The sequence below is a fragment of the Allomuricauda sp. ANG21 genome, assembly GCF_040705235.1.
GTDB classification, from domain to species: Bacteria; Bacteroidota; Bacteroidia; order Flavobacteriales; family Flavobacteriaceae; genus Flagellimonas; species Flagellimonas marina.
On record NZ_JBFCVT010000002.1, the window covers coordinates 1 to 26,923 of the forward strand.

13 protein-coding genes are annotated in these 26,923 nt (G+C 41.5%); 9 read left to right on the forward strand and 4 right to left on the reverse strand.

Annotated elements, in window-relative coordinates; translation table 11 throughout:
* The coding region (locus AB1A65_RS02335) for a hypothetical protein (RefSeq protein WP_366585248.1) at nucleotides 1–214 on the reverse strand (214 nt) is incomplete at its 3' end.
* A 57-nt stretch (nucleotides 215–271) separates the two neighbouring features.
* Nucleotides 272–1,291 (reverse strand): LacI family DNA-binding transcriptional regulator, encoded by a 1,020-nt coding sequence (locus tag AB1A65_RS02340; protein WP_366585250.1) that lies wholly within the window; start codon nucleotides 1,289–1,291, stop codon nucleotides 272–274.
* Nucleotides 1,292–1,665: 374 nt separating this feature from the next.
* Between AB1A65_RS02340 and AB1A65_RS02345 the strand changes: the two genes are divergently transcribed.
* From AB1A65_RS02345 to AB1A65_RS02380, 8 genes are all read left to right on the forward strand, one after another.
* Entirely contained in the window at nucleotides 1,666–4,776 is a 3,111-nt protein-coding gene (locus AB1A65_RS02345) for a SusC/RagA family TonB-linked outer membrane protein (RefSeq protein WP_366585252.1), read from the forward strand.
* A gap of 19 nt (nucleotides 4,777–4,795) precedes the next feature.
* Nucleotides 4,796–6,394: a RagB/SusD family nutrient uptake outer membrane protein gene (locus AB1A65_RS02350; protein ID WP_366585254.1), complete on the forward strand. Its 1,599-nt coding sequence runs from the start codon at nucleotides 4,796–4,798 to the stop codon at nucleotides 6,392–6,394.
* Between the two features lie 179 nt (nucleotides 6,395–6,573).
* A complete protein-coding gene (locus AB1A65_RS02355; protein ID WP_366585256.1) occupies nucleotides 6,574–9,897 on the forward strand; it encodes a VCBS repeat-containing protein in 3,324 nt (1,107 codons plus the stop codon).
* Entirely contained in the window at nucleotides 9,894–13,235 is a 3,342-nt protein-coding gene (locus AB1A65_RS02360; RefSeq protein ID WP_366585258.1) for an FG-GAP-like repeat-containing protein, read from the forward strand. Before AB1A65_RS02355 ends, AB1A65_RS02360 begins: the two co-directional genes overlap by 4 nt.
* Complete coding sequence (locus AB1A65_RS02365) at nucleotides 13,228–16,467, forward strand: VCBS repeat-containing protein (protein ID WP_366585260.1); 3,240 nt, start codon at nucleotides 13,228–13,230, stop codon at nucleotides 16,465–16,467. Before AB1A65_RS02360 ends, AB1A65_RS02365 begins: the two co-directional genes overlap by 8 nt.
* 4 nt (nucleotides 16,468–16,471) lie before the next feature.
* Nucleotides 16,472–17,806, forward strand: coding sequence for a vanadium-dependent haloperoxidase (locus AB1A65_RS02370; RefSeq protein WP_366585262.1), 1,335 nt, complete (start codon nucleotides 16,472–16,474; stop codon nucleotides 17,804–17,806).
* A gap of 22 nt (nucleotides 17,807–17,828) precedes the next feature.
* Nucleotides 17,829–18,719, forward strand: a complete 891-nt coding sequence (locus AB1A65_RS02375) for a GyrI-like domain-containing protein (RefSeq protein ID WP_366585264.1) — start codon at nucleotides 17,829–17,831, stop codon at nucleotides 18,717–18,719.
* A gap of 2 nt (nucleotides 18,720–18,721) precedes the next feature.
* A complete protein-coding gene (locus tag AB1A65_RS02380) occupies nucleotides 18,722–19,579 on the forward strand; it encodes a hypothetical protein (RefSeq protein WP_366585266.1) in 858 nt (285 codons plus the stop codon).
* On the opposite strand, the gene AB1A65_RS02385 is transcribed toward AB1A65_RS02380, so the two are convergent.
* On the reverse strand, nucleotides 19,576–23,289 hold the full coding sequence (locus AB1A65_RS02385; RefSeq protein WP_366585268.1) for a metallophosphoesterase: 3,714 nt from the start codon (nucleotides 23,287–23,289) through the stop codon (nucleotides 19,576–19,578). The genes AB1A65_RS02380 and AB1A65_RS02385 overlap by 4 nt on opposite strands.
* A gap of 56 nt (nucleotides 23,290–23,345) precedes the next feature.
* On the opposite strand from AB1A65_RS02385, the gene AB1A65_RS02390 reads away from it, so the two are divergent.
* Complete coding sequence (locus AB1A65_RS02390) at nucleotides 23,346–24,539, forward strand: Pycsar system effector family protein (RefSeq protein WP_366585270.1); 1,194 nt, start codon at nucleotides 23,346–23,348, stop codon at nucleotides 24,537–24,539.
* Nucleotide 24,540: 1 nt separating this feature from the next.
* On the opposite strand, the gene AB1A65_RS02395 is transcribed toward AB1A65_RS02390, so the two are convergent.
* A complete protein-coding gene (locus tag AB1A65_RS02395; protein WP_366585272.1) occupies nucleotides 24,541–26,913 on the reverse strand; it encodes a GAF domain-containing protein in 2,373 nt (790 codons plus the stop codon).
* Nucleotides 26,914–26,923 lie beyond the last annotated feature (10 nt).

Sequence of the window (26,923 nt, forward strand, 5' to 3'; positions counted from 1 at the left end):
TCCACCATCCCACACGGGTCTTGTCCGGGTAGTAGACCCCTGCAATATAACTGCCCTGAAACGTTTCTCCGGAATAGTGTTCTTCAAAATTGGCACGTTGGCCCATGGCCCCGTTGCCCAAACTGAAAAGGCTTTCGGACGACTCAACCTGCTCACTATCAAATCCCTCCTCTATAATTGACCAAGGGTGTGCCTTTATATAATCCTGATTCATTGCTTACCAAAATTGTGGGGCAAATGTAGTTACCTTTATGATAAGGATAGTATAAACTTAATGAAATATGGAGTCCCTTACTACCAAGGTAGGTTCCAAAATCTTGGTCTGGAAGGTTTCCTCCTCTTCTTTTTCTCCCTCTACCTTGTCTATCAACATTTGTGCGGATATTTCTCCCATTTTTTCCCCATGTTGGGCCACTACTGTTAAGCTGGGATAGGCATATTTCGATAAAAACCCATCTGTAAAGCCTATAAATGAGATATCTTCTGGTATCTTAAGACCCTTCTCTTGGGCCAAACGCATACTGTAGACAGCAAAAATCTCATTGACACATAGAACGGCATCTACATCTTGGTGGCCCTCGAAAAAATCCTTGATCCCTTTTTCATCCATTTCCATGGTGGGAAGTTTCAGTATTCTAGATTCGTCAACGCCCAAACCACTATCTGTCAACGCTTTTTTATATCCCATGGTACGGGCTTTGCTCACACTTAAGTAGTCATCGGTAGTGATTAACGCTATTTTTTTTCGTCCTTGCTCTATGAGTTTTTGTGTAGCTCTATACGCCCCGAGTTCATCATCAATAACTACTTTGTCACACTCTATCTCATTGGTGATTCGGTCAAAAAGCACTACAGGAATACCTTGTTCCGTAACCTCCTTTAAATGGTTATAGTCACCTTTTTGCTGGGTTTCTGAGGATAAAGACATGATAAATCCATCAATACTTCCGTTAGCCAACATTTCCATATTGATCACCTCCTTGTCAAAGGATTCTTCTGAAAGACATACAATTACATTATATCCTCTGGCATTTGCGTATTTCTCAATCCCCCGAATGACAGTGGTAAAGAAATGATGGACAATATCGGGAATGACCACACCAATATTCTTGGTCCTTTTGTTTTTGAGGCTAATGGCAATATTGTTGGGCTTGTAATTATAGAGTTTTGCAAAAGCCTGGACTTTTTCCTTGGTATCCCTACTAATTTCCTCACTGTTTTTTAATGCTTTTGAGACAGTGGAAATGGACACCTCAAGCTCTCTTGCTATATCTTTTAATGTAATCTTCACTTTGTGTTGGTGCTAATTTGGTTCAAAAAATGAGTTAGGAATTTACATAATAAAGAAAAGGGGGTAGGCCAAAATATACTTTTTAACAAAATCAATACCGAAGTTCGAAAAAACTCTTATTAAAACGTTAATAGGTACTAAAGAATAAAAATACTATATTAGTGGTAAAATTGCACTTTTCTCATTTATTTGCTTTTATTTTATGATATAAGTGTTATACGCACATTAATTTTGTCAACCTTCTACAGATACAAAGTTATTAACACGAAACCGTTTTCGCTCTATGTTGCGATATGCTTAAATTTAGATTAACATTTTTTTTATATATGTTTAACACTTGAATTGAAATTAACTAAACTTAAAATTAACTATTTATGAAGATTACGCTACTTAGAAGCTTTTTGCTGCTGGGAGCATTTTTATGCTTTGGTTTGGTGAAAGCTCAAACAGTATCTGGTACTGTTTCGGATGCAACCGGACCTCTTCCGGGGGCAAGCGTATTGGTTAAAGGAACAACCAATGGTACGCAAACCGATTTTGATGGTAATTACACATTGGATGGTGTTGGTGACTCAGCCACCCTTGTGTTCAGTTACATTGGATACAAAACCGTTGAGGTTTCCGTTAATGACAGGTCTACCATTAACATTACCTTAGAAGAAGATGCTCAAGCATTGGATGAAGTGGTTATTATCGGCTATGGCCAAACCACTATTAAAGATGCAACCGGTTCCGTATCGGCTGTTACTTCAGAAGAATTTAATACAGGTATTATCGCTTCTCCTGAACAGTTGATTCAAGGTAAGACTGCTGGGGTACAGATTACCCAGACCAGTGGTGCTCCTGGAGCAGGAATCGATGTGAGAATTAGGGGTACAAACTCTGTACGTTCCAACAACAACCCACTTTTTGTGGTGGATGGTATCCCTCTACCTGGGGGATCCAGTGCTCCAAACACCGGAAACCAAGGTGTTGGAACTTCGCCAGCTTCAAACCCATTATCATTCCTTAACCCCAATGACATTGAAAGCATCAGTATTTTAAAAGATGCCTCTGCAACTGCTATCTATGGGTCCAGAGGTGCAAATGGGGTGGTCATAGTTACAACAAAAAGCGGCAGAGCAAGTAGAGGTGGTGTATTTGAGTTTTCCTCTTCTTTGGGTATTGCTACGCCAGCTAATGAATATGACTTGCTTGGCCGAAACGCATTTTTGGACGGTGTGGAGCAATTTGGAGGCGACAGAGACGCCCAAGACTTTGGAAATGACACGGATTGGCAAGATTATGTGACCCGAACTGTTGCTTCCCAAAACCAAAACTTGTCATATTCTCAAAGTTACGAGGGTGGAAATGTTCGTGCTACCTTTGGTTATGGTAAGCAATTTGGTGTAGTTGAAAACTCATCCCTTGAGCGTATTACAGGAAGAATCAATGCAACACATAGATTCCTTGATGACGATTTGACAGTGACTTTACAAGCTTCCATTTCCCGCGTTAATGAGGAGCAAGCTCCGTTGAGTGGTAGTGCAGGGTTTAGAGGTGACCTCCTTGGTGCCGCATATTCAGCCAACCCAACATGGCCCACAAGTCCAGATTTTGACACTGGTGGGCAATTGAGTCCTGCGACCTTATTGAACTACACCCAAAACACCGTAAATACGAACCGATTACTATTGAATGGTTCTGCAGAATACAAAATAACGCCAGAACTGGCAGCCAAAGTAAACCTTGGCTATGACGCTTCACAAAGTGAAGCACTTGCGCTATCCTCTGGCGCAGCCCGAAATTTGGATAGAAATACTTTTCAAAATGGTAGAGGTGGATACGGTACACAGGAATTGGAAAACAGACTTCTGGAAGCCACGTTGCAATACAACAAAGAATTTGATAATTCCTTTCTGGATCTTTTGGTCGGTTATTCCTTCCAAGACTTCAAAACAAGCGGCCGTGTGACCGAAGCTTGGGGCTTTTCCACACAAGACTTAAATAAAATGGGGCAGGATATCATCGCTTCTGTTGAAGCTGTGGAATCCAACATTGATGGTGAATATCAACAATATGGTTTCGATTCAAGATCAAACGATGTTTTTGTAAACCGCCTGTTTCCAGAGGTTTCCCAAGACCAAGTCCAAGCTAAGAGTGGCGCCTTGGTTCGATCTCTTTTCGCAGACAGAAACTTTACTGTTGACGAACTACAGTCCTTTTTTGCTAGAGCAAATTTTACACTGGCAGATAAATACTTATTCACTGCCACCTTTAGGGCAGATGGTTCTTCTCGATTTGGTGGAAATAACCAATACGGTTACTTCCCGTCTGGTGCCGTTGCATGGAAAATTAACGAGGAGGACTTCATGGGCGATACCTTTTCCACCTTGAAATTGCGTCTCGGTGCAGGTATTACAGGTAACCAAGAAGGTCTAGGGTACGGTAACTTCCTAAGAAGACAACGATATGCTGGTGCCACTACCCAAGATAATGGTAATATCGATCAACCTGGCTTGACCACTGCAACGTTTGCAAACCCAGATTTGAAATGGGAGGAAACTTTTGACGTCAATATCGGTATTGATTATGGTTTCAACAACGACAAGGTTTCCGGTAGCATCAACGTGTATCGCAAGGAAACTACTGACTTGTTATTGAATATTGAAGCTGCTCAGCCTTCTCCACAACCACGATTCTTTCAAAATATCGATGCAACCTTAATTAACCAAGGGGTTGAATTCGATATTAATGTTGATTGGGTACAAACTGAAGATGTAAGCTTTAGTACTGCCTTTAACATTGCGTACAATGATAACGAATTGCAGGATTTTGGTGGACAGATTCCAGCTGGTACTATTAGAGGACAAGGACTATCCTTGGCATTTGCCCAGATTCTTGCGGGTGATAGACCCCTATTCTCTTATTTCTTGAGAGAGTTTGAAGGGTTTGATGAAAATGGCCAGCCAATCGGTGATGTGCAAACCTTTGTTAACGAAGACGCACTACCTGACATCAACGCAGGTTTTTCATTGAACTTCAACTACAAGAATTGGGATTTTTCAACTTTCCTTGCCGGTCAATTCGGATTCTCAGTATATAACAACACCCGAAATGCCTTTTTCACAGCAGGTGCCATAAACAACGCTCGTAACGTTACTCCAGATGTGTTGACTTCTGGTGAGGCGGGAAGTGCCGCGGCAGAAGTTTCCACTAGGTTTTTGGAAGATGGTGATTTTGTAAGACTTCAGAACGCAACCCTTGGCTATACTGTGCCTCTAAGTGGTGAGGGAACTTTCAAAAGCTTGCGACTGTCGGTTACTGGCCAGAATTTATTCTTAATAACCGATTACAGTGGTTTAGACCCTGAAATTAGCGTTCAACCAGGATCTCCCATAAATGGTGTTAGTGATGCCCTGAACAATTTACCTACTGCAGGTATTGATTATACAGCCTACCCAAGACCTAGAATTATCACTTTAGGTTTAAACGCTACTTTTTAATCAAAAAAAATTGAGAAAGATGAAATTAAATTTTAAACTATTTTTGACGGCAGCAATTAGTGCCGCACTCACCTTCTCTTGTACCAATCTAGAGATTGATGAAACTGACTCGGTTTTCCCAGAAGATACAGGGGAAGGTTTCACAGGAGTTGAAGATCCAGAATCTGGATTGAATAACCTTTATCTAGATGTTCAAGGACAAGTTGGTGATCAAGCGAACTTATTTGCTTTGAATGAAGTGACCACCGATGAACAGTTGGTTCCTACAAGGGGAACAGACTGGGGAGATAATGGAATTTGGAGAACATTACACGCGCACACATGGTCTCCAACCCACCAATATATTTTGAATACTTGGAACAATTTGAACCAAAATGTGTTCCGTGCCTCCGAATTGATTGATTCGCGAACTGCTGCTTCCGCCGAAGTGGTTGCAGGAGCGAAGTTTTTAAGAGCTTGGAGTATGTGGTATGTATTGGACTTCTGGGGCCAGGTTCCTTTTAGGGAAGTTGATGAAGGACCAGAAATCAACCCAAGAATTCTAACTCCAACTGAGGCCGTGGATTTGATTGTATCAGACTTAAATGATGCAATTGCTGGATTACCTTCCGTTGCGGCTCCAGGAGGCGATGATTTAGAAAGAGCTTCTAAGGCTGCTGCCCGCCATCTTCTAGCAAAGGTTTTATTGAACAAGCATATTTATCTTGGCACCGCCCCAGATGCTGCTGATATGAACCAGGTAATTTCTTTGGTTGATCAAATTGCTGCTGAAGGGTATGCCTTGGAGGCTGGTTACTTTAATATTTTCCGTGAAGCTCCAGACAACGAAACCATTTGGTGGTTGGGTGCAGCTGTTGGTAACCGAATCTTCAATGGACTTCATTACAATTCTACATCAATTAGTGGCGGTGGATGGAATGGTTTCAGCACACTGTCCGAGTTTTATGATTTATTTGAGGGAGACCCCAATAGCAATAGAGGTGAATTGGACGGTACTCCATTGGACGGTCAAGAAGAGCGTAGAGGATGGGTACCAAATGCAGGTACCCCATTTACCGGTGCTGACGAAACTACCGACAATGGAGGTTTCGAGGACGGATCTAATGTTGGTCTTGGTTTCTTGATCGGTCAGCAATATGCGCTTGATGGAAGTAAATTAAAAGACCGCCCAGGTAATGATTTGGTATTCACAAGGGAAATGCCAGGATTAATTGGTAACAATGAAAGAACAGGTATTCGTGTGCAAAAGTATGCAGCAAGATACGATGCTTTCAACCCACACCAGATCGTTTTCAGATATGCAGATTCACATCTCATGAAAGCTGAAGCAATAATGCGAACTGGTGGTGATCCAACCGCAATGGTCAATGAGCTTAGAACACTTAGGGGCGCTACTCCACTTGGTACTGTTTCTGAAGCCGACCTTTTGGCCGAAAGAGGAAGAGAGTTGTATGTAGAGTTCCAGAGAAGGCAAGATATGAGAAGATTTGGACAATACACCAGAGATTGGGAATTCAAAGACCCTGCTGCTGTGGGGGACGTTAATAAAGAATTGTTCCCTATTCCTGTAAACGCCCTGCTCTCTAATCCAAATCTAACTCAGAATCCCGGTTACTAAACAAAACAAAGTTTAGGTTGTTTATACATAACAAAGGCCGCCCATGGGCGGTCTTTTCTTATACTATACCACGGTATATCCCAACACCTAAGTTTTCTCCATTATTAGCTGACCTTTAACCTATCATTAATCAAAGATTAATCGTTTTCACTTCTATTTTTCTTACGGAAATGCCTATTTTGAAATCGCTTTTGATACATGAAATGAGAGGATTACGTCTGTTGATTTTTGGGGGAATTTTACTGATTTACGGCTGTTCAAAAAACGAACCGAAAACCCTTTTTGTTCAAAAGAACTCATCCCAAACTGGAATTACCTTCGCCAACAATCTAACACAGACTCCCCAACTCAACATTCTAAATTATCTTTATTTCTATAACGGCGCTGGAGTTGCCTCTGCCGATTTCAATGGAGATGGTCTGGTAGATCTATACTTTACATCCAATCAAGAAGCGGATAGGTTATATCTTAATAAGGGGAACTTTAAGTTTCAAGATGTCAGTCAAGCTGCTCATATTAATAATGATTCTGGATGGACCACTGGTGTAACCCATGTGGACATCAACAATGATGGGCTTCTTGATATTTATGTCTGTAAAGTGGGGGACCACGGCCCTATACGAGGTCATAATCTACTCTATATCAATAAAGGCAGTGATAAAAATGGTGTCCCCAGATTTGAAGAGCAGGCCAAAACATATGGACTTGATTTCATTGGATATTCCACACAAGCCGCCTTTTTTGATTATGATTTGGATGGAGATCTTGATATGTATCTCTTAAATCACTCTGTAAATCCTAACCGTTCCTACGGAAAAGGTGCAAAACGAAAAATGATAGATTCCATGTCTGGCGACATTCTTTTTAGGAATGATGATGGCTATTTTGTAAATGCCTCCAAAGAAGCTGGTATTTTTCAAGGCTCCATAGGTTATGGCCTTGGACTGGCCATCAGTGACATCAACAATGACGGTTACCCAGACATCTACGTGGGTAACGACTTTTTTGAAAATGACTATCTCTATATCAATCAAAAAGATGGGACATTTACAGAAGTTATTTCCCAAGATGGTTCAAAAATGGGGCATACCACACATTTCTCCATGGGAAATGACATCGCCGATGTTAACAATGACGGCTTGGCCGATATTCTATCCCTGGATATGCTCCCAGAAGATTTGGAAACCTACAAAACCTCCGGGTTGGAATACACTTACCCCGTATATCAACAATACCTTAAAAATGGATTTGCCCCACAATACATGCAAAATGCCTTCCACCTGAACTTGGACGGTGAAAATTTTGGGGAAGTTGCCAACCTAAGTGGCATCAATGCTACAGAATGGTCTTGGGGAGCACTTTTCGCAGATTTTGACAATGACGGGCTCAAAGATCTCTTTATTTCCAACGGAATCCAAGGAGTTACCAATGACATGGACTTCATTAATTACATTTCCAATGACGAAATTCAAAAAAACATTGCTTCCGGCCTGTCCGACAAGGACATGGAGCTAATTGACCGGTTGCCCAGCAAAAAAGTCCCTAACTACTTTTATAAAAATAATGGAGGTATCACTTTTTCTGATGTAACGCACACTTGGAGTACTAAAACCCCATCTTACAGCAATGGCTGCACCTATGCCGACCTCGACAATGATGGCGATTTGGATTTGGTGGTGAACAATGTGAACGGCGAGGCGTTTGTGCTTGAAAACACCTTGTCCGAAGGAAATTTTATCAAGATAATATTGAAGGGAACATCTAGAAACAGATTTGGTATTGGTGCAAAAGTCATTCTCTACCAAAAACATCACAAAGCCGTTCAAGAAAATAAAACTACAAGAGGTTTCCTGTCCGCTATGGAAAACCGATTAAATTTTGGTATCGGCAAAGACAGCATAGTAGATTCCATTCAAGTTGTTTGGCCTAATGGAAGGTTTGAGACCTTGAGGAATGTCCCAGCCAATGAAACTTTGGTGGTATCGGCCGAAAATGCATCGGGCAATTATTATATGAATCTTCCTACCAAAAATCAATCTCAATTTTCTACCGTTTCAAACATTTTGAATTTTGCCCATAACGAGCGGCCCTCTCTGGATTTTGATAGAAATCCCTTGGTTCCTTTCGCCTATTCCAATGAAGGACCTTCGGCATCTGTTGGGGATGTCAATAACGATGGAGTGGATGATATTTTTATTGGAGGGGCAAAAATGCAACCCTCCCAATTATTTATCAGCAATGCTAATGGTTCCTATTCCGAGCATCAAACAGAATTGTTTGCTAAAGATGCTATCGCCGAAGATATTGATCATGCCTTTTTTGATGCGGACAATGATGGTGATATGGACCTAATTATAGTTAGCGGTGGCAACGAATTTACCGAAGGCACTCCTTTGCAACCCAGACTTTATATGAATCAGAATAGCACCTTTACTAAAAAAGAAGGACTATTTACACAGATTGAGGTAAATGCTTCAAAAGTAGGCACTGTTGACATTGACAATGATGGTGACCTGGATATTTGTATTGCCTCCAATGCTGTTCCCACCAAATTTGGTGAAGTTCCAAGGCAATATGTCCTAAGGAATGATGGAAACTTCAAATTCACCGATATTACCGCTTCTTATGCCCCAGAATTTGAGACCATCGGAAACATTCGAGATTTTATTTGGACAGATTTAGATGGTAATGGATTTAAAGATTTAGTGGTTGCAGGGCACTGGACCCCCATCACCATTTTCCTCAACAATGGCAAAAAATTGGTAAAACAAACCAAAAACGGCCTTGAAAATACAAATGGTTGGTGGAATTGCATAAAAATGGCCGATTTAGACCATGACGGTGACCTGGATATTCTGGCCGGAAATTGGGGATTGAATACAAAATTTAGGGCTTCCCAAGACAAACCTATAACTGTATACATCAATGATTTTGATGGTAATGGTTCCATTGAGACCGTGGTTACTTATTTCCATGGCGATAAAGAAACCGTATTTTCATCCAAGGATGAACTGGCTAAACAAATGCCCTTTCTCAATAAAAAATTCCTCTTTTACAAAGATTTCGCCAAGGCCTCTTTGGAAGAGCTTTTTGGCAAGGAAAATTTGGAGAACGCTGTCAAAAGAAAAGTGTATAGGCTGGAGACCTCCTATTTTGAAAACGATGGTAATGGCAATTTCTCCAGCAGAGAACTCCCACTGATGGCGCAGTCCTCAACCGTGAACGATATCTACATCAATAATAATGACGAAAAAAAGATTAATGAAATATTAATGGTCGGGAATAATTTTGAGATAAGCACCCAACTTGGTAGATTAGACGCTTCGCATGGGTTAGTATTACAAAGTGATGAACACGGCGCCATTTATTGGAAAGAAAACTTGAACATTTCCGGGGCCGCCCGTAGTATTGAAAAAATAAAACGAAATGGGAACGAAGAACTCATCATCACACTGAACAATGATTCTCCCGTTTTTCTAATCAAAAAACAGAACACCAAATGAGATTAAGAGCTGTAATCCTATGCCTTATTTTGATTCACTGGGGGTGTGCCGACAAGGAATCCAAAGAATCAACGGAAGAAAATATTGAAACACTCTTCACCTTGCTCACACCTGAAGAAACGGGAGTTGAATTTGTCAATGCGGTTGAGAATCAAAAGAACTTCAATATTTTCAAGTACCGGAACTTTTACAATGGTGGTGGTGTTGCTATCGGCGATATCAACAACGATGGTCTTTCGGACATTTATCTAACCGGAAACATGGTGGAAAACCGTCTGTATTTGAACAAAGGTGATTTTAAATTTGAGGATATTTCCGAAAGTGCCGGTGTAACAGGAAACAAGCCGTGGTCCACTGGCGTGGTTATGGTGGATATCAACCAAGATGGGTTGTTGGACATCTACGTTTGCAATGCTGGAAATATGGAAGGGAACAACCATGACAACGACCTCTACATTAACAATGGCGACCTAACCTTTACCGAAAGGGCCGAAGAGTTCAATTTGGCCAAAACAGGGTTCACTACCCATGCCTCATTCTTCGATTATGATAAAGACGGTGATTTGGATGCTTACATCCTAAATAATAGCAACATTCCGGTGAGCAGTCTTGGGTATGCCGAACAACGTGAAGTACGTGCACAAGACTGGGAAGGTGTTCCCGATATTTTTAAAGGGGTTGGTGACATGCTCTTGCGCAATGATAACGGCAAATTCGTAGATGTAAGTGAAGATGCAGGTATTTATGGAAGTTTGATCGGGTTTGGCTTGGGCGTCATGGTCACCGATTTTAATGGCGATTTGTATCCAGACATCTACGTTTCCAATGATTTTTATGAGCGGGATTATCTGTACATCAACCAAAAAGATGGAACCTTTAAAGAAGAAATTAAGAAATGGACCTCACACCTGAGCCTTTCTGCAATGGGAATAGATATTGCTGACATTAACAACGATGGGCATAACGATATTTTCATCACCGACATGCTTCCTGAAGAAGAGCGTCGGGTAAAATCAGTCATGGAATTTGAGGGATATACTGTTTTCAATCTCAAGCAAAGTAAAGATTTTGGCCAGCAGTACATTCAGAACACCTTGCAGCTCAACAATGGAAATGGCACATTTTCGGAAGTGGCTTATTATAGCGGAGTGGATGCCACAGACTGGAGTTGGGCGGGGTTACTATTTGATATGGACAACGATGGCCTAAAGGATATTTTCATCACCAATGGCATTAACCATGACCTTACCGATTTGGATTTTGTGGACTTTTTTGCCAATGAAATTGTTCAAAAAATGGCCCTGACGGGTAAAAAGGAATCCATTGATTCCATCATCAATAAAATGCCGGTAAAACCACAGCCCAATTATGCGTATAAAAACAATGGGGACATTTCCTTTAAAAATGCCAACAAGGAATGGGGTTTTGAACTGCCCACGCGTTCCAATGGGGCAGCTTACGGCGATTTGGACAATGATGGAGACCTGGATTTGGTCATCAACAATGTCAATACAGAGACTTTTATCTATAAAAACAACGCTGATACCCAATTGAACAACAACTACATTCAATTGATTTTCAAAGGACCAAAAACCAACCCATTTGGTGTAGGTGCATTGGTTCAATTTTACTTTGATGACAACATCATCAACCAAGAAATGATTCCGTCCAGAGGCTTCCAGTCCTCCATGGAATACGGTATGACCATTGGTCTCGGAGCATCGAAAACATTGGATTCCATGCGTGTGGTCTGGCCCGATGACCAAACCCAAAAGCTTGAAAATGTACAGGCCAACCAGCGCATTACGCTAAGCTATGATGAAGCATCGGAAAAATATGTCCCTGTCAAAAAACAAAGCCAAAAATCCTACCTGTCCGAAGTGAATACTGGAACGGTAGTGGCTCACGAAGAGGACAATTACAATGATTTTGATTACGAAGGCCTTATCTATCAAAAGCTCTCCCAAGAAGGCCCTTCCCTTGCGGTGGCAGACATTAATGGCGATGGACATGAGGACTTTTTTATAGGGGGAGCCCGAAATCAGCCGGGAACCATCTATCTGCACAACGGAAATGGAAGAATCTCCCAAAAAACATCATCCGCTTTTGAAGAGGATAGAGCTTTTGAGGATGTAGCGGCCGCATTTTTTGATGCTGATGGTGATGGTGATCTGGATTTAATGGTAGGCTCCGGCGGCAACAACGTTAGCGAGCAACGAAATTACATCCCACGCTTGTACCTCAATGATGGAACAGGAAATTTCAATAAATCGCAAAGTCAGCTGCCATCAACCTTCAAAAATATTTCTACCATAACCCCGTATGATTTTGACAATGATGGCGATATGGATGTCTTTATCGGCTCCCGAAGTGTTGTTGGGGTGTATGGCATATCTCCCGATCACCTTTTCTTGGAAAATATGGGTGATGGCACTTTTAATGATGTGACAGAGCGATTGGGATATGACCTAAAAGATGCCGGAATGGTTACTGATTCCAAGTGGGTGGACATTGATGGGGATTCAAAGAAAGATCTTATCATCACCTCGGAGTGGGATACCCCAAAAATCTATAAAAATACAGGCAGAAGACTTGCAAAAATGTCCTCGTCCTTGGACAGTCTCTACGGATGGTGGAACACTGTGGAAAGTGCCGATTTGGATAACGATGGGGATATGGATTTGATTTTGGGCAATCAGGGTTTGAACCTCCATTACAAACCCACTAAAGAAAACCCCATGAAACTGTGGATAAATGATTACGACAACAATGGAACCATTGAACAGATTGCCACATTGGGGCAAGATGGTGGGGATTATCCCATCCATCAAAAAAGGGAACTTACCGAACAATTGCCCGGTCTAAAAAAGCAAAATCTCAAAGCTTCCGACTATGCACAAAGAACCATCCACGAATTGTTTTCGGAAGAATTGGTGAATAATGCCATTGTAAAAAAGGTGGAGACTTCGGCCTCCGTAATCGCCATTAATGAAGGTGGTGGCAAATTCACCATCAAAAACCTTCCTCCCAGGGTTCAACTTTCCTGCGTATGCGATATAACCTGTACCGACGTAAACAAGGACGGCAACTTGGACTTAATCATGGCCGGCAATAATTTTGAATTCAAACCACAGTTTTCGAGACTGGATGCCAGTTACGGCAATCTTTTGTTGGGCGATGGAAATCTTGGGTTCACTTGGCAAGAGTATGATGTTAGTGGTTTTAAGGTGAAGGATGAGGTAAAACACATGGAACAGTTTAAGGACAAAAGCGGAAAAACCTTTGTAATTGTGGCCATCAATAACAGCAAACCAAAGATTTTTGCCATTGATGAATAAGTTCTACATAGTAATTTTGGCTGTACTCTTCCTTGCGGGTTGCAAGAAAGAAGGTAGCCTTTTTGAAAACCCTTCAGCCGAAAAGACCGGGGTGGACTTCACCAATACCTTGACTTCAACAGAAGATCTTAGCATTTTGGACTACCTCTATTTTTACAATGGTGGTGGGGTTTCGCTTGGCGACATCAACAACGATGGGCTCCCAGATGTTTTCTTTACCGGAAATCAGGTGAAAAACAAATTGTACCTCAACAAAGGCGACCTAAAATTTGAAGATATTTCCAGTTCCGCAGGAATTGAGGGCAATAGTAGCTGGAACACCGGAACAACGATGGCTGATGTAAACGGCGACGGCCTTTTGGATATCTACGTTTGTGCCGTGGTGGGCATTAATGGGTTCAATGGGTTCAACGAACTTTATATCAACAACGGAGACAATACCTTTACCGAAAGTGCGGCCCAATATGGACTCGATTTTGATTCCTATAGCTCCAACGCTGCTTTTTTTGATTATGATCTGGACGGAGATCTGGATCTATACCTCCTGAACCATGCGGTGCATACCCAAAACTCGTTTGGACGATTTGACCTGCGGTTTGAACGCAGATATGAAACAGGTGACAAATTACTTCGTAATGATGGTGGTAGATTTGTAGACGTAAGCGAGGAAGCAGGCATTTATGGTGGTATAAATGGATATGGCCTCGGTTTGGCCATTGCAGATTTTAATCAAGATGGATACCCAGATATCTATGTGGGCAATGACTTTCACGAAGATGATTACTACTATTTAAATAACGGCGATGGTACATTCACCGAGAGTTTGAAAAAATATTTTGGGCACACCACGCGGTTTTCAATGGGTAATGATGTCACCGACATCAACAACGATGGCCGTCCAGACCTTATTTCTTTGGATATGCTGCCCGAAGATGAAGTGGCCCTGAAATCTTCTGAAGGTGATGACAATATACAAACGCAAAAGCTCAGGGTAGACCGTTTTGGATATCACTATCAGTTTACCCGAAACATGCTCTTTGTGAACCAACCTGATGGTAATTTCATGGAAACCGCCCTTATGAGCGGTATTGCAGCAACGGATTGGAGTTGGAGCGCCCTATTTGGAGACTATGACTTGGATGGCACCCAAGACCTTTTTATCTCAAACGGAATTCCAAAACGGCCTAATGACCTCGATTTCATAAAGTTTGTCTCCAGTGATGAAATCCAGAAAAAGATAGACAACACCAAACTTGTTGATGAAGAGGCGATCAACTTAATGCCCTCTGGAAATGTACACAACTATGTTTTCCAAGGGAGCAAAGATCTAAAATTCAAGGATAAATCCGATGACTGGATCACTAAAGACACGTTGATTTCCGGGGCTACGGCCATGGCTGATTTGGACAATGATGGTGACCTGGATTTGGTCACCAACAACATCAACCAACCCGCTTCGTTGTACATCAATAAAGCTTCAAAAAAAGGGAACTACCTAAAATTGAAGTTTAAATTCTCCCAAAAAAATACATTTGGAATTGGAACCAAAGTGTATTCGTATCAAAATGGCAGACTTCAATTCAAAGAATTGTTCCCAACGCGAGGTTTTCAGGCTTCCTCCGAACCCATGATTCATTTTGGATTCGGCCCCCTTCAAAAAGTGGATTCGCTCAAAATTGTTTGGCCAGATAGGACCTATCAAATCTTAAAAGATGTAACCACCAACCAAACGCTTACCATTTCACCCAAAAATGTAAAGCCATTCGATTACAACTTGTTACGCAAGAGCCGTAAAAATCTTTTTGAAGCGGTCCCGGACAATCTGGGTATCGACTTCACCCATGTGGAGGACAATTACACTGATTTTAATCGGGAAAAGCTGATTCCATACCAAGTTTCCGATAGAGGGCCTGCGCTGGCTTTGGGCGACCTCAACAGCGATGGAAAAGAGGATATTTTCATAGGCGGATCAAAATTCATCCCTTCTAAAATTTACCTCCAGCAAGACACTGTTTTTGTCGGTCAACGTTTTGACGGCATTGCCAAAGATTCCATTAAAGAAGATATTTCTGCGGCTATTGCTGATTTTAACAACGACACGAAAAATGATTTGTTTGTAGCTACTGGCGGAGGCGATTTCTTTGGTGAATCAAATGCCCTTTTGGAAAGCTACTACGTTCAGCAAGATTCCGGCTTTTCAACCGTGGCATTGCCCCAATTTTTTCAGAATGCATCTGTCATGAAAACCCACGATTTTGACAACGATGGGGATTTGGATATTTTTGTGGGAGGTCATACCCTAACTGCCAAGTTTGGTGCTCCGGCCACATCCTACGTATTGGAGAACAACAATGGAAATTTCTCAGTTTTTAAAGGATTTGAGGCTTTTTCCAAAGGAATGGTGACAGACGCGGTCTGGGATGATTTTAACGGTGATGGGGTTACAGATTTGATTTTGGTAGGAGAATGGATGTCGCCCAAATTCCTTCAATATAAAAATGGGGCGTTCAGTGAAGCCCATTCTTTGGGATTAAACGGCCTATGGCAAAGTATCGCTACTTTTGACATAGATGGAGATGGTGACAAGGATTATCTTTTGGGAAATTGGGGAACCAACTCAAAGTTTAGGGCATCCAAAGAGTATCCGATGAAGTTGTTTTTTAATGACTTTGACAACAACGGTCAAACTGAGACCATAACCGCCCTTGAAAAAAATGGCGAATACTATCCGCTGGAATCATTGGATGGGCTTTCATCACAGTTGGTATATTTAAGAAAGGAATTCACAACCTACAGGTCCTTTGCCGGAAAAACCATGGAAGAACTGTTTGGAAAGGAAGTCTTGGATAAGTCAACACTTTTGGAAGTGAATACCCTTGAATCTGGGTATTTAAAAAATGATGATGGGAAGTTCACTTTTGTTCCGTTCAAGAGCGAACTCCAAGTTTCGCCCATATTGGAATTTTTGGTTGATGATTTTGATGGAGACGGCACCCAAGAAGTACTGATGGGCGGTAATTTTTTTGGGGTAAAACCGTACCATGGACGATTGGACTCCTTTCCCGGGGCCCTTCTGAAAAATGAAAATGAAATACTTTTGGGAAATACGCTAGGCCTGGATTTTACCAAGAAGTCTGTAAGGCATTTAAGCACATTAACCTTTAATGGCAAAACGTATATACTTGCCATTTTTAATAACGATAAAGTACAAGTCTATAGCATAAATAAGTAAGATCATGAAAGAAAGAATTAGTTTACTGGTAACAGTACTGTTGGTTTTTGTTTCCTGTCAAAAAAAGCAGGAGCCCTTAACCATATCGCCCGAAGATTATCATAAATCGGTGGACAAAGTAATCGAGGTCATGATTCATGATATCTTCTCACCTCCTGTGGCAAGTCGAATTTTTGCCTATCCCAATATTGCAGCGTATGAAATCATCGCAAAAAAAGATGACGGGTACAAATCGTTGGCGGGGCAAATTCATGAATTAGGGGAAATTCCAAATCCCAAAACGGATGAAAATATCAATTATGAAATGGCCGCTCTGGTGGCGCATATGGATTTGAGCCGAAAGCTAATTTTCTCTGAAGATAGGGTAAAAACCTTCCGCGATAGCCTGTATACGCTATGGGCCGATAAAAATGAGCCTGTTTTCAACGCGTCCAAGGAATACGGCCTCGAGGTTGCCGATTTTATAGCCGCTTGGATGGATAAAGATAATTACAAGCAGACGCGAACCATGCCAAAGTTTACGGTAAATACTGAAGACCCTTCGCGCTGGCAACCCACTCCTCCCGCATATATGAGTGGTCTTGAACCCCATTGGAGCGAAATTCGCCCTTTTGCCATTGATTCTTCCGAACAGTTCAAACCTATACCCCCACCCGAATTTTCCATGGAAGAAGATTCGCCCTTTTACAAAGAATTGATGGAAGTGTATGAGGTCAGAAAAAGTATGGTCGGCAAAGGTGATAAATCCGAAGAAATTGCCATTGCCCAATTCTGGGATTGTAACCCCTATGTATCCGTGACCAGGGGACATCTGATGTTCGCCACAAAAAAAATAACCCCGGGGGCGCATTGGATTGGCATTACCAAAATAGCAAGTAGAAAAGACAATGCGGATTTTGCCAGAACGGTCTATGCCTATACCAAAACTTCAATTGCGATTGCCGATGCATTTATTAGCTGCTGGGACGAAAAATACAGAAGTAATCTCATCCGCCCAGAGACCTTGATCAACGAGTATATTGATGATAGTTGGGAACCCGTATTGCAAACCCCTCCCTTCCCTGAATATACCAGTGGCCATAGCGTTGTATCAGGTGCGGCCTCCACCGCCCTAACCGATATTTTTGGTGATAACTTTTCCTTTGATGATGATACAGAAGTACCCTACGGTTTGCCGGTTCGCTCCTTCACATCCTTTAAACAGGCTGCGGATGAAGCGGCCATAAGCAGAATGTATGGTGGCATCCATTACCGAGCGGCCATAGAGGTAGGTGTAAAGCAAGGTCGGGATTTAGGAGAATATATTGTGAATAAACTTGATATGACGACTAGAGGGTAATTACCTATTTTTGCCATCTGCTATGAGAAAAATATCTATACTGGTCTTAACATTGTTAGTAATCGCCATCTTTTGGTATCTTTTTCTAAAACCACAAGATTATCAGGTAAGTTTTAAGGCAAAAGCTCTTCCTGGTACCGTATTTGAAACCGTTAAGGCATGGAATAAGACTCTGGACAGTGTAGTTCCGGTGCAATTTGAAACCTTGGAAGACTTTTCGCAGATTATCGTTACAGGTGATTCTCTGCACACCTATCAATGGAACATCACCAAAGTGCACGATTCGTTGAGTCAGGTTGATGTAAATATCAAGGACAAGGATCATTCCCTGATGAATAAAATCAAAATACCATTTTCGGATACCGATTTTGAGAAAGGTTCAAGAAAAACACTCTTGGATTTCAACCAGTTCTTGAAGGTACACCTTGAAAAGTTCAAAGTCTCCATTGTGGGTGAAGAAGAGCTTTTCTCCACATTTTGCGCTTGTGTCCCTTTGACCACCGAACCCGGTGAAAAAGCTGGAGGAATTATGGCCAATTATACGTATCTAAGTTCCACGATTTTTGAGAATGGCGTTGAACCCAATGGCCCACCTTTTTTAGAAGTGGAGGAATGGGATATAAAATCCAATTCATTATCCTATAACTTCTGCTTTCCTATTGTCCGTTCAGAAAAATTACCGATGAATCCAAGCATAAAATATAAAAGGATTTTCAATAAACCGGCACTTAAGGCCATCTACAATGGAAACTATGTAACTTCTGACAGGGCTTGGTATGCCCTTGTAAACTATGCTGAAGAAAACAATATTCCAATAGAAAAGAAACCTATTGAAGTCTTCTTCAACAACCCTAACATGGGAGGCAACGAAATGGAATGGACAACTGAAGTGTACATGCCGATAAAAGAATAGAAATGAATCGGTTTTTCCTCTTCTTGATTTTAGTGGTTGCCCAAGCATGTGCCCAAAAAACCCATTATGGTAAATTGAATCATTTGGGGGACTTCCCTTCAAAGCTTAAAGAAGTATCGGGAATGGCCATTCACAGCGGTGATATTTGGGTTGCTGAGGATAGTGGTAACAAAGACAGAATCTATAAAATTGATAAAAAGGGGAGTATCACCAAAAGCCTTAAAATTGACCACGCCAAAAATGAGGATTGGGAAGATTTGGCCATGGACATAGAAGGCAATCTCTACATCGGTGATTTTGGTAATAATGCTAACCTCAGAAAAAATCTGACCATTTATAGGGTTTCAAGTGCACAGCTGAAGAAAAAGGAGCCCAACGCTGAAAAAATTGAGTTCCGTTACCCTGAACAGAAAGATTTTCCGCCCCAAAAAGATAGTTTGCTCTTTGATACCGAGGGTTTTTTCCATTGGAAAGACCACTTGTACATTTTCACGAAGAATCGCACACGGCCTTATAGTGGAGAAACTTTAATTTATCGGGTTCCAGATGAAGAAGGCGAATACGATGCAGAATTCTTAGGATCCATAACGCTGTGTAAAAGTCAAGACCATTGTTCGGTGACAGGCGCAGATATTTCAGCTGATGGAAAAACCATCGCCCTTCTGGGATATGGCTTTATTTTTTTGGTGACCAACTTTGAATTGCCAAATTTTGACTCTGCTTCTGTCCAAATCATTGATTTTGATAGCAACACACAGACTGAGTCCATTGGCTTTTTGGATGAAAAAACACTCTTGATTGCGGACGAAAGAAATAAAACAACTGGAGGGGGTAAGCTTTACTCTTATTCCATCGATTAAAATCCAAATCCTACCCCAAAAGCAAACCGAAGGCCATCGGCACTATTGAAGAGTCCAAAATTAGCGGTAAGTATGTCAACTCCGTTTACAAAAAACCCGCCTCCATATGAATTGTGCCATTGATTGGAATCCTCTCCCGGAAACCACACGCGACCATAATCAAAACCTCCATAAATCCCTGGGGTTACTGGCAACAATCCCGTTTGTGTTCGCCTAAAACTATAGCGTAGGTCTGTACTTTGGTAAAATGCAGTCTTCCCGGTAAAACGTTGAAAACGGAAACCTCTTAACCCATCATTTCCTCCAATACTTGCAGCTTGATAGAACTCAAAATCATCTCCAATATTAATGTGCCCCTTTACTTTGGTCGCCAAGACCAACCTACCATTGGAACACAATCTATGATCCACGGAAAGGCTAGGCACCACGTATCCAAACGACCTGCCAGATTCCGTAAGATTGGTTTTATACCCCCCGAGCAATCCAAAACTCATTCCCAAAGTGGGAAAAGCTTCATTATCTGTATTTGAATAACTGTACTCCGCATCCACACCAAAGAAATTTAGGTGTTGTTCTTCTCCATTTGCCAAAAAGAAGTCATTGATGAACCTATCCTCAGTAGCCTCGACCTCAATATCTTCATATGAAAGCCCAACCCGAACTTTGGACCCTAAGTAACCACGCCAAACCAACGAGGGAGCAAATTGCAATGTCCGCAACTTTACCCTGTTGTAATCCAATCCTAGAGGTTCATCATCATCATTGTTTTCAGTTTCATTGCCAAAACCAAAAAAGTTTAGGGTGAAATTTGGACTCGTAAACCGAGCCTGAATCTCAAGATTTACCTTATTGATCACATTGGCAAATTCACCTTTGTACCCGAAATCAAATCCCGCTGTGGCAAAGTAATATGCCGCGTTAAAAGTGTGCTGCTGGGTAAAAGGATTTTGCCTGAAAGCGTTGTAGGTGTAGGTATCGGTCAACCCAATTCTAAAACCATCATCTGGATTGAAACCAATGGTTGGCAGCAATTGGTTGTTGCTCGCCTTAATCTTTAAAAACTCATAGGTGTTAGTCTCATAGTCGTTCAAACGATGGATTTTTCCTCCAAAGGCCTCGTCATAAGTATTCTTTTTCGTCTTAAAATCATAAACATAAGTTTTCTTGGATTCCTCACCAATCTTGTAGACATCATTGTTCTGGCCACCCACAATCCTGATCTTTATCTTGGATGTCTGGGCATGAACTTCAAAAACATCGTCGTCATCCAGACCATAAACCCAAATTTCCTTGGTGTATTTGGGGTCATAGACCTTCTGAAAGAAAATATCAGCCTTTTCGCCTCCTTTGATTCGGTATCCCGTTACCTCAAGGCCTCCGTCTGTAAGGGAATTAATGCTAAAATAATCATCTTTGTCCGTTCCAGTGATTACGCTGTACTTGTTAAGAACAGCGAAATATTCCCTAGCCGTTTCCACCAGATTTTCCTTTCTGGCCAACAAGATGTTTTTGATGTCATCAACCGTTTTATCCCGCACTTCTTCTGGGAAAGCAGTGAAAGCATCATCGATTACAGTCTCATTAATGTGTTGTTGAATGAACTTGGCCTGGTCCACCCACATTTGCATATCAGTTTCAGACAGAAGGGTCATATCCAATGCAAAGGTTCTTGGTGAAGAAGAAAACCCTTTTACGCTGCGAATCTCATCATGAAAACCTTCAAAAATCCGCAAAGAAGGTACCGCCCTTGAACCGAATTGCATAATCAACCCATCACCCCAACGGGAAAACACTTGGTCTCTGTCTCTTGGAATAGGCTTGTAAATTTTAGTGCCATCCTCGCTTTTAAACTCAGCCCATCGCCATTGATCTACATGGCGGTCCCAATCACCCAAAAGAATATCGAACAAACGGGCCTTTACATATTCTCGTTGGTCGATTTTAAATTCTTCATCTTTCCTTAACTTATTGATAAGGTCATAGGTACTTTCAATTTTCTCGGTCTTTCCAAAACTTTCAAGATCATCATGGCCTTCGGATACATGTTCCTCAATCATATAAAGACCATCGCCGAAATCGGTATTGAAATCACCCAAAACGGATTGTTTGGGTATGTAGTACAACTTTGGATTGGTATGGTAAATATCAACGGCATCGGATAATTTGGCAATGGTGAACGGGGCGTACGGGTGCGCACCAGTGTAGAGATCCAACAACAGATTTTCCGTATAGGTATCTTCGAACTGACCAATGATATACTGATCTTGAAAAGCGATGGCTTGAAGGTACCGCTCAGCACTTTTACGTAGACCACGCATTACATATTCCCTACCTTCACTATCTACCAATCGCAAGGAATTGGATTGGTTTCCTCCTCCCTTTCGCACCACGGTAAGTCCACCAAAGAGCGTGTCCAAACGAACTGTAGGCGCCTTTACCTTGGCGGCATAATATTTTCTATAGCGCTCCCCCCATAACCATTTATGAAATCCACTTTTATCAATTTCTTCCTCAGTGTAGACGGAAGCCTCCTTGAACGGCGGGAAATCATCTGGTAGCGACGTCTTTAGTGTAGACCTATCGGGTGGAAGGACCTCGGAAGTATAAAGTGGAATGTCATCAGATGCATCCGCCCCATAAAAACTGACGCTGGACGACCCATCCTTGAACACTTTCAACACTGCAAAACCCATTTGTCCCGTGGAGAACTTGCTACCGTTCAACAGTCGGGTAGCACCGGTTTTGGCCCCGGCCCCACTTACAATCTGTGGTTTTCCGGATTCCACAATATATTGAAGGGTATGCTCATGCCCTGAAGCAAAAATGACCTTATCCGAATATTGCGAGAGGGTTAAAATTCGCTTTCTGAGTTCATTGTATTTTTTGTTGGATACATCTTCAATGGTAACCCCAGCTGTCCTTCTCAGCAAATTGGCCACAGTACCCAAAACCGGAAGTGGAACCCCACCACCACTAGGATAAATATGTTGCTTAAAAGAGAATTGCCCTCCATGTGAGCCATAAGTGAACATGGGGTGGTGCAAAGCAATGATGATAGTCTTGTCCAGATTCTTCTTAATTTCACTTTCCAACTCCTCAAAAAAGCGTCCGCGATCTTTAATCTCACATTTATCATTCATGGTAGGATGCTTGTCCCAATCAGTGAGGTACCACTCCGTATCAATGGCGAGCAGCAAAATGTTGTCACTGATTTCAATGTCTTCGATAGGACAACCATTATCGGGAAGGAAAACATCTTTACTGTCCAGTGCGTCTTGGATGTATTTTTCTTCCCGTTCCAGTCCTTTCAAACCATCACTGTACCAATCATGGTTTCCCGGCAGAAATACCGTTCTTCCTTGAAAGGATTCCACCGTACTTAATTGGGCGTTTAAATAGTGTTTTGATAATTCATGTCCTTCAGGATCATCATCTTCATCCGGAAAACCGGCAGGGTAGATATTGTCTCCCAAAAAAATGGCAGTACTGTTGGCATCAGCCTTGGCTAAAACTGATTTAAACTTTTTTAAAGCAGGGTTTAATTCCCCCGCTGGGGACAAACCGGCGTCCCCAATTAAATAGAAAGTGTGCTCAACTTCCTTGGTGTCAAAAGTATTGGGAGTGCTTGGGGAATCTGCATATTTTGCCTCATAGGTTGCACATCCGTAGACCATTGCCAACAAGAGGATGAACATGTAATGTTTCTTCATAAGCAGATGAGGTTGACTCCAAAATTTTGTACTTTGGATTATTCAAACAAGCAGTTATGTCGGATATTGTTGAAAAAACTGAACACTTTGTCTGTGAACTTTTTGATAAAAAGCTCGATCCGAGGTTTTTATACCACAACTTGCGACATACCCAGCGTGTAGTTAAAAGTACTAAAGAATTGCTCAACTTCTATGACCTAAAAGAAGAGGAAAATGAAAAGCTTCTGCTAACCGCTTGGCTGCATGATACGGGCTATCTGGAGAGTCCCGAAAACCATGAAGAGGCCAGCTGTAAAATTGCTACTGATTTTTTACTCGATAATGGATATAATTCTGCGGATGCAAAGGAAGTCTGCGATTTAATCCTTGCCACCAAAAAACAGCATGAGCCCCAAAATTTACTGGAAGAAATCATCCGGGATGCCGATATGTCCCACTTTGCCAAAAAAAGCTATTGGGAAACCACTGATTTTTTAAAGAAGGAGCTAAAGGAATTGGGCATTGCCAATTATTCCTCAAAAGAATGGCGCGAAAAAAACATTCAGATGTTCAAAAATGGACAAAAGTTCTATACCGAGTACGCCAAAGAAAATTGGGAAGAAGGCAAGCAGCGTAACTTAAAGCAATTGCTAAAAGACAAGAAAATAGAAAAGAACATTGCTAAAAAGGAAGCGCTCAAGGCCAAATACAAAGAGGAAAGCCCAGATCGGAGTGTACAGACCCTGTATCGGGTAACCCTTAAAAATCACTTAAAACTCAGTGATATTGCAGACACCAAAGCCAACATCCTGTTGTCTGTAAATGCCATTATAATTTCTTTGGTGTTGGCCAATTTGCTCACCAAACTGGACAACCCTAGCAACACTTACCTTATCTACCCTACGTTTATTCTTATTCTTTTTAGTGTGATTTCAATGATTTTGTCCGTTTTGGCAACAAGACCCAATGTCACCACTGGAAAGTTTACCAAGGAAGATGTAGAAGAAAAACGTGTAAATCTTCTGTTTTTTGGGAACTTTCATCAAATGGATTTAAACGAATATGAATGGGCCCTAAAGGAATTGGTCAAGGATAAAGATTATGTGTATTCCTCCCTGACCAAGGACCTCTACTATCTTGGATTGGTATTGAACAAGAAGTACCGAATACTTCGTATCACCTACAATATTTTTATGATCGGAATGGTGATTTCGGTGTTGGCTTTTGGAATTGCTTTCCGGTTTTTCGGTCCTGACCGATTGATTTTTTAGGCTAAGATTTTAACTCCTCCATTAAATCATCATAAGTGTAGGTCTGCTCAGACTGTTTGTCTTTTTTGTACAGAATCTCTGCCCTGATCGCTTTTAATCCGGTCACTCCTTGGAGTCCTTCCAACTCCACAATTTCAATGTTGTCTGTAAAGTAGCCCTTATTTTTTAAGAACCGAATGTAGCGCATGTATTCCCGCTCATCTTTTCGTTGGGAATAGACAATCGACAGCTTCCCTTTTTGGGTCAACCTTTCGTTGGTTCCTTTGATAAAGGATTTGTCAATTCGTTTTTTAATGACTTCATATCGAGCATTGTAGGTGCCATCCACATCGAAGCGTTTTTCATCCATACGGAAACGGATAGACAAAGAGGTACTGTATACCAATACGAGAGAGGCAACATCCAATTGTACGGGTAAATATGGTTTTAGGGAATAGTATTTGTTCTCCATATCGCACATTACCTGAAGCTGCCATAACCTTAGGTTGCTCAGATAAAGTTCGTTGAACTCTCTGTCTCGGGCAATGGAACTCCCAATGTACATGTTATGTTCCACTCCATCAGTTTTATAACGCTCAAAATAATGCGGAAACATCTCTTGCGCGGCCAATTGCTTTTTGTCCAAAAGTGCAGCCAATTGCATATTGGCTTCCATAACGCTCTCGTCATAATTACGTCGATGATCGTAATAAGACTCTGTATTTGGGTCAATTTTGGCTTCATAGGCCTTTATCAGTGCCTTGAGTTCATCATCCTCCTTTTTCAAATGCTTGAAAACCGGATTAATTTCTTCTTTCACAAAATCAAAGACCGCCTGTTCTGTATGGGTGTAAAGTGCTTCCTTTACCTCATTGAGGTAAGTGTTTACACGAAACATCAACTCCTCATAAATAGGCAACCCATATTTTGCAATGGCTACTTCCAAAACATCATTTATTTCAGAAAGTTGAATCATTAAATCACGTTGTATGGAAAGGTTACGTTCCTTGGAAGAATCTTTTATATCGATTTGCCCATAGAGGGGATGTACGTCCTTAAAAACAATTTCTTTGAATACCGGTTGATTTCCAGACAATTCATCCGTCATAAATCGCTTGGCCTCCTCTTGAAATTTCCAATACACAGATGGGTGTACCGTAGTACATTCATGTTGAATAATGGCATCCACCAGGTTTTCTTCCTCCTCAATGGACCGCAGCACCGATGATATGATGTACGGCATTACATCATCCAGCTTATTGGCATTGACACTGTTCAATTCGTTTACAGTATCCGATACCAGTTCCAAAACTCCCAAAAGCTCCCCCTTGCTCGAAATAGGGGCCAGGATGGCGCTTCGTATCCCCTGTTCATAAAGACTTTTGTAGGGCTGGGCCTGCTCCTCTTGCCTATGATATTTTTCTACATTGGAGATGGCAAAATACTTGTTCTCCCTAAAAAGTTTTCCCTGGGAGTGTTCGCAAAGCATTAAATCGCACGATTCCGTTTCCTTTCCATTGAGAATATAGCTCTCCATTCCCCTACCATAGATCTTAAAGAAACTATTGGCACTGGAATCATACCCCGCAAAACCTACATTGATTTTCTTGAGTTTGAAGAGCGATCTGAAAGTATCCTGAAAACTTTCCATATAGTTTTCGTTCTCGCTCTTCTTTTTTCCAATAAGTGTTGATTTTATTTCAGAGATGGAATGCTCCGTGGTAACATCGAACATGTTGGAAATAACAAAGCCCTTTGCAATAAAACTATTAGGCGGTATTTTCTCCTTCCAAAGGTCCAGATTGTCAAAATTGTCCAATAGTTCATCAACATCCTCTTGGGTCAGTTTCTTGGATTTTTCCGTAGGAAGAATTTCCATAAAGTCCGCATTGTACAAAATGCGATAATGACGCATTACTCCATTGGCATCAGGAATATTGTAGAAGATGGGTCGTTTAAAATCTAAATGGAACCCATAGTAGAAGTTCAGTATCACGGTACATTTCATGATATAACTGAGCTCTGTGGGTATGTTCTGGATTTCAAGTTCAAAGTCCTCACCGGCTTCTTTCAATATTTTTTGAAAGCGTTCCGATGAATTGAACACCGAACTTTCAAAAGCTGTTGAAGCTGTTTTTATTTCGTTATTGGTCAAAGCAGGCGCAAAACTCTCCTTCAAAATAATACTGATGACGTCCTTGTGCTTTTCCAATAAGCTAAGATCGGTAAACCCGTCCCTTAACTCAGGATAAGGTGCCTGGGCATCCAAGACATATCTTGCCCAGTCAGCAAAGAATTTATCCTTGCTTTTGGCTTGCTGGTCGTAGTGTTCCAACAGTTTGTTGAAACTTACCAACTGCATCATCGGGCTATCGGTATTGCAATTCTGCTCCATACGGATATTG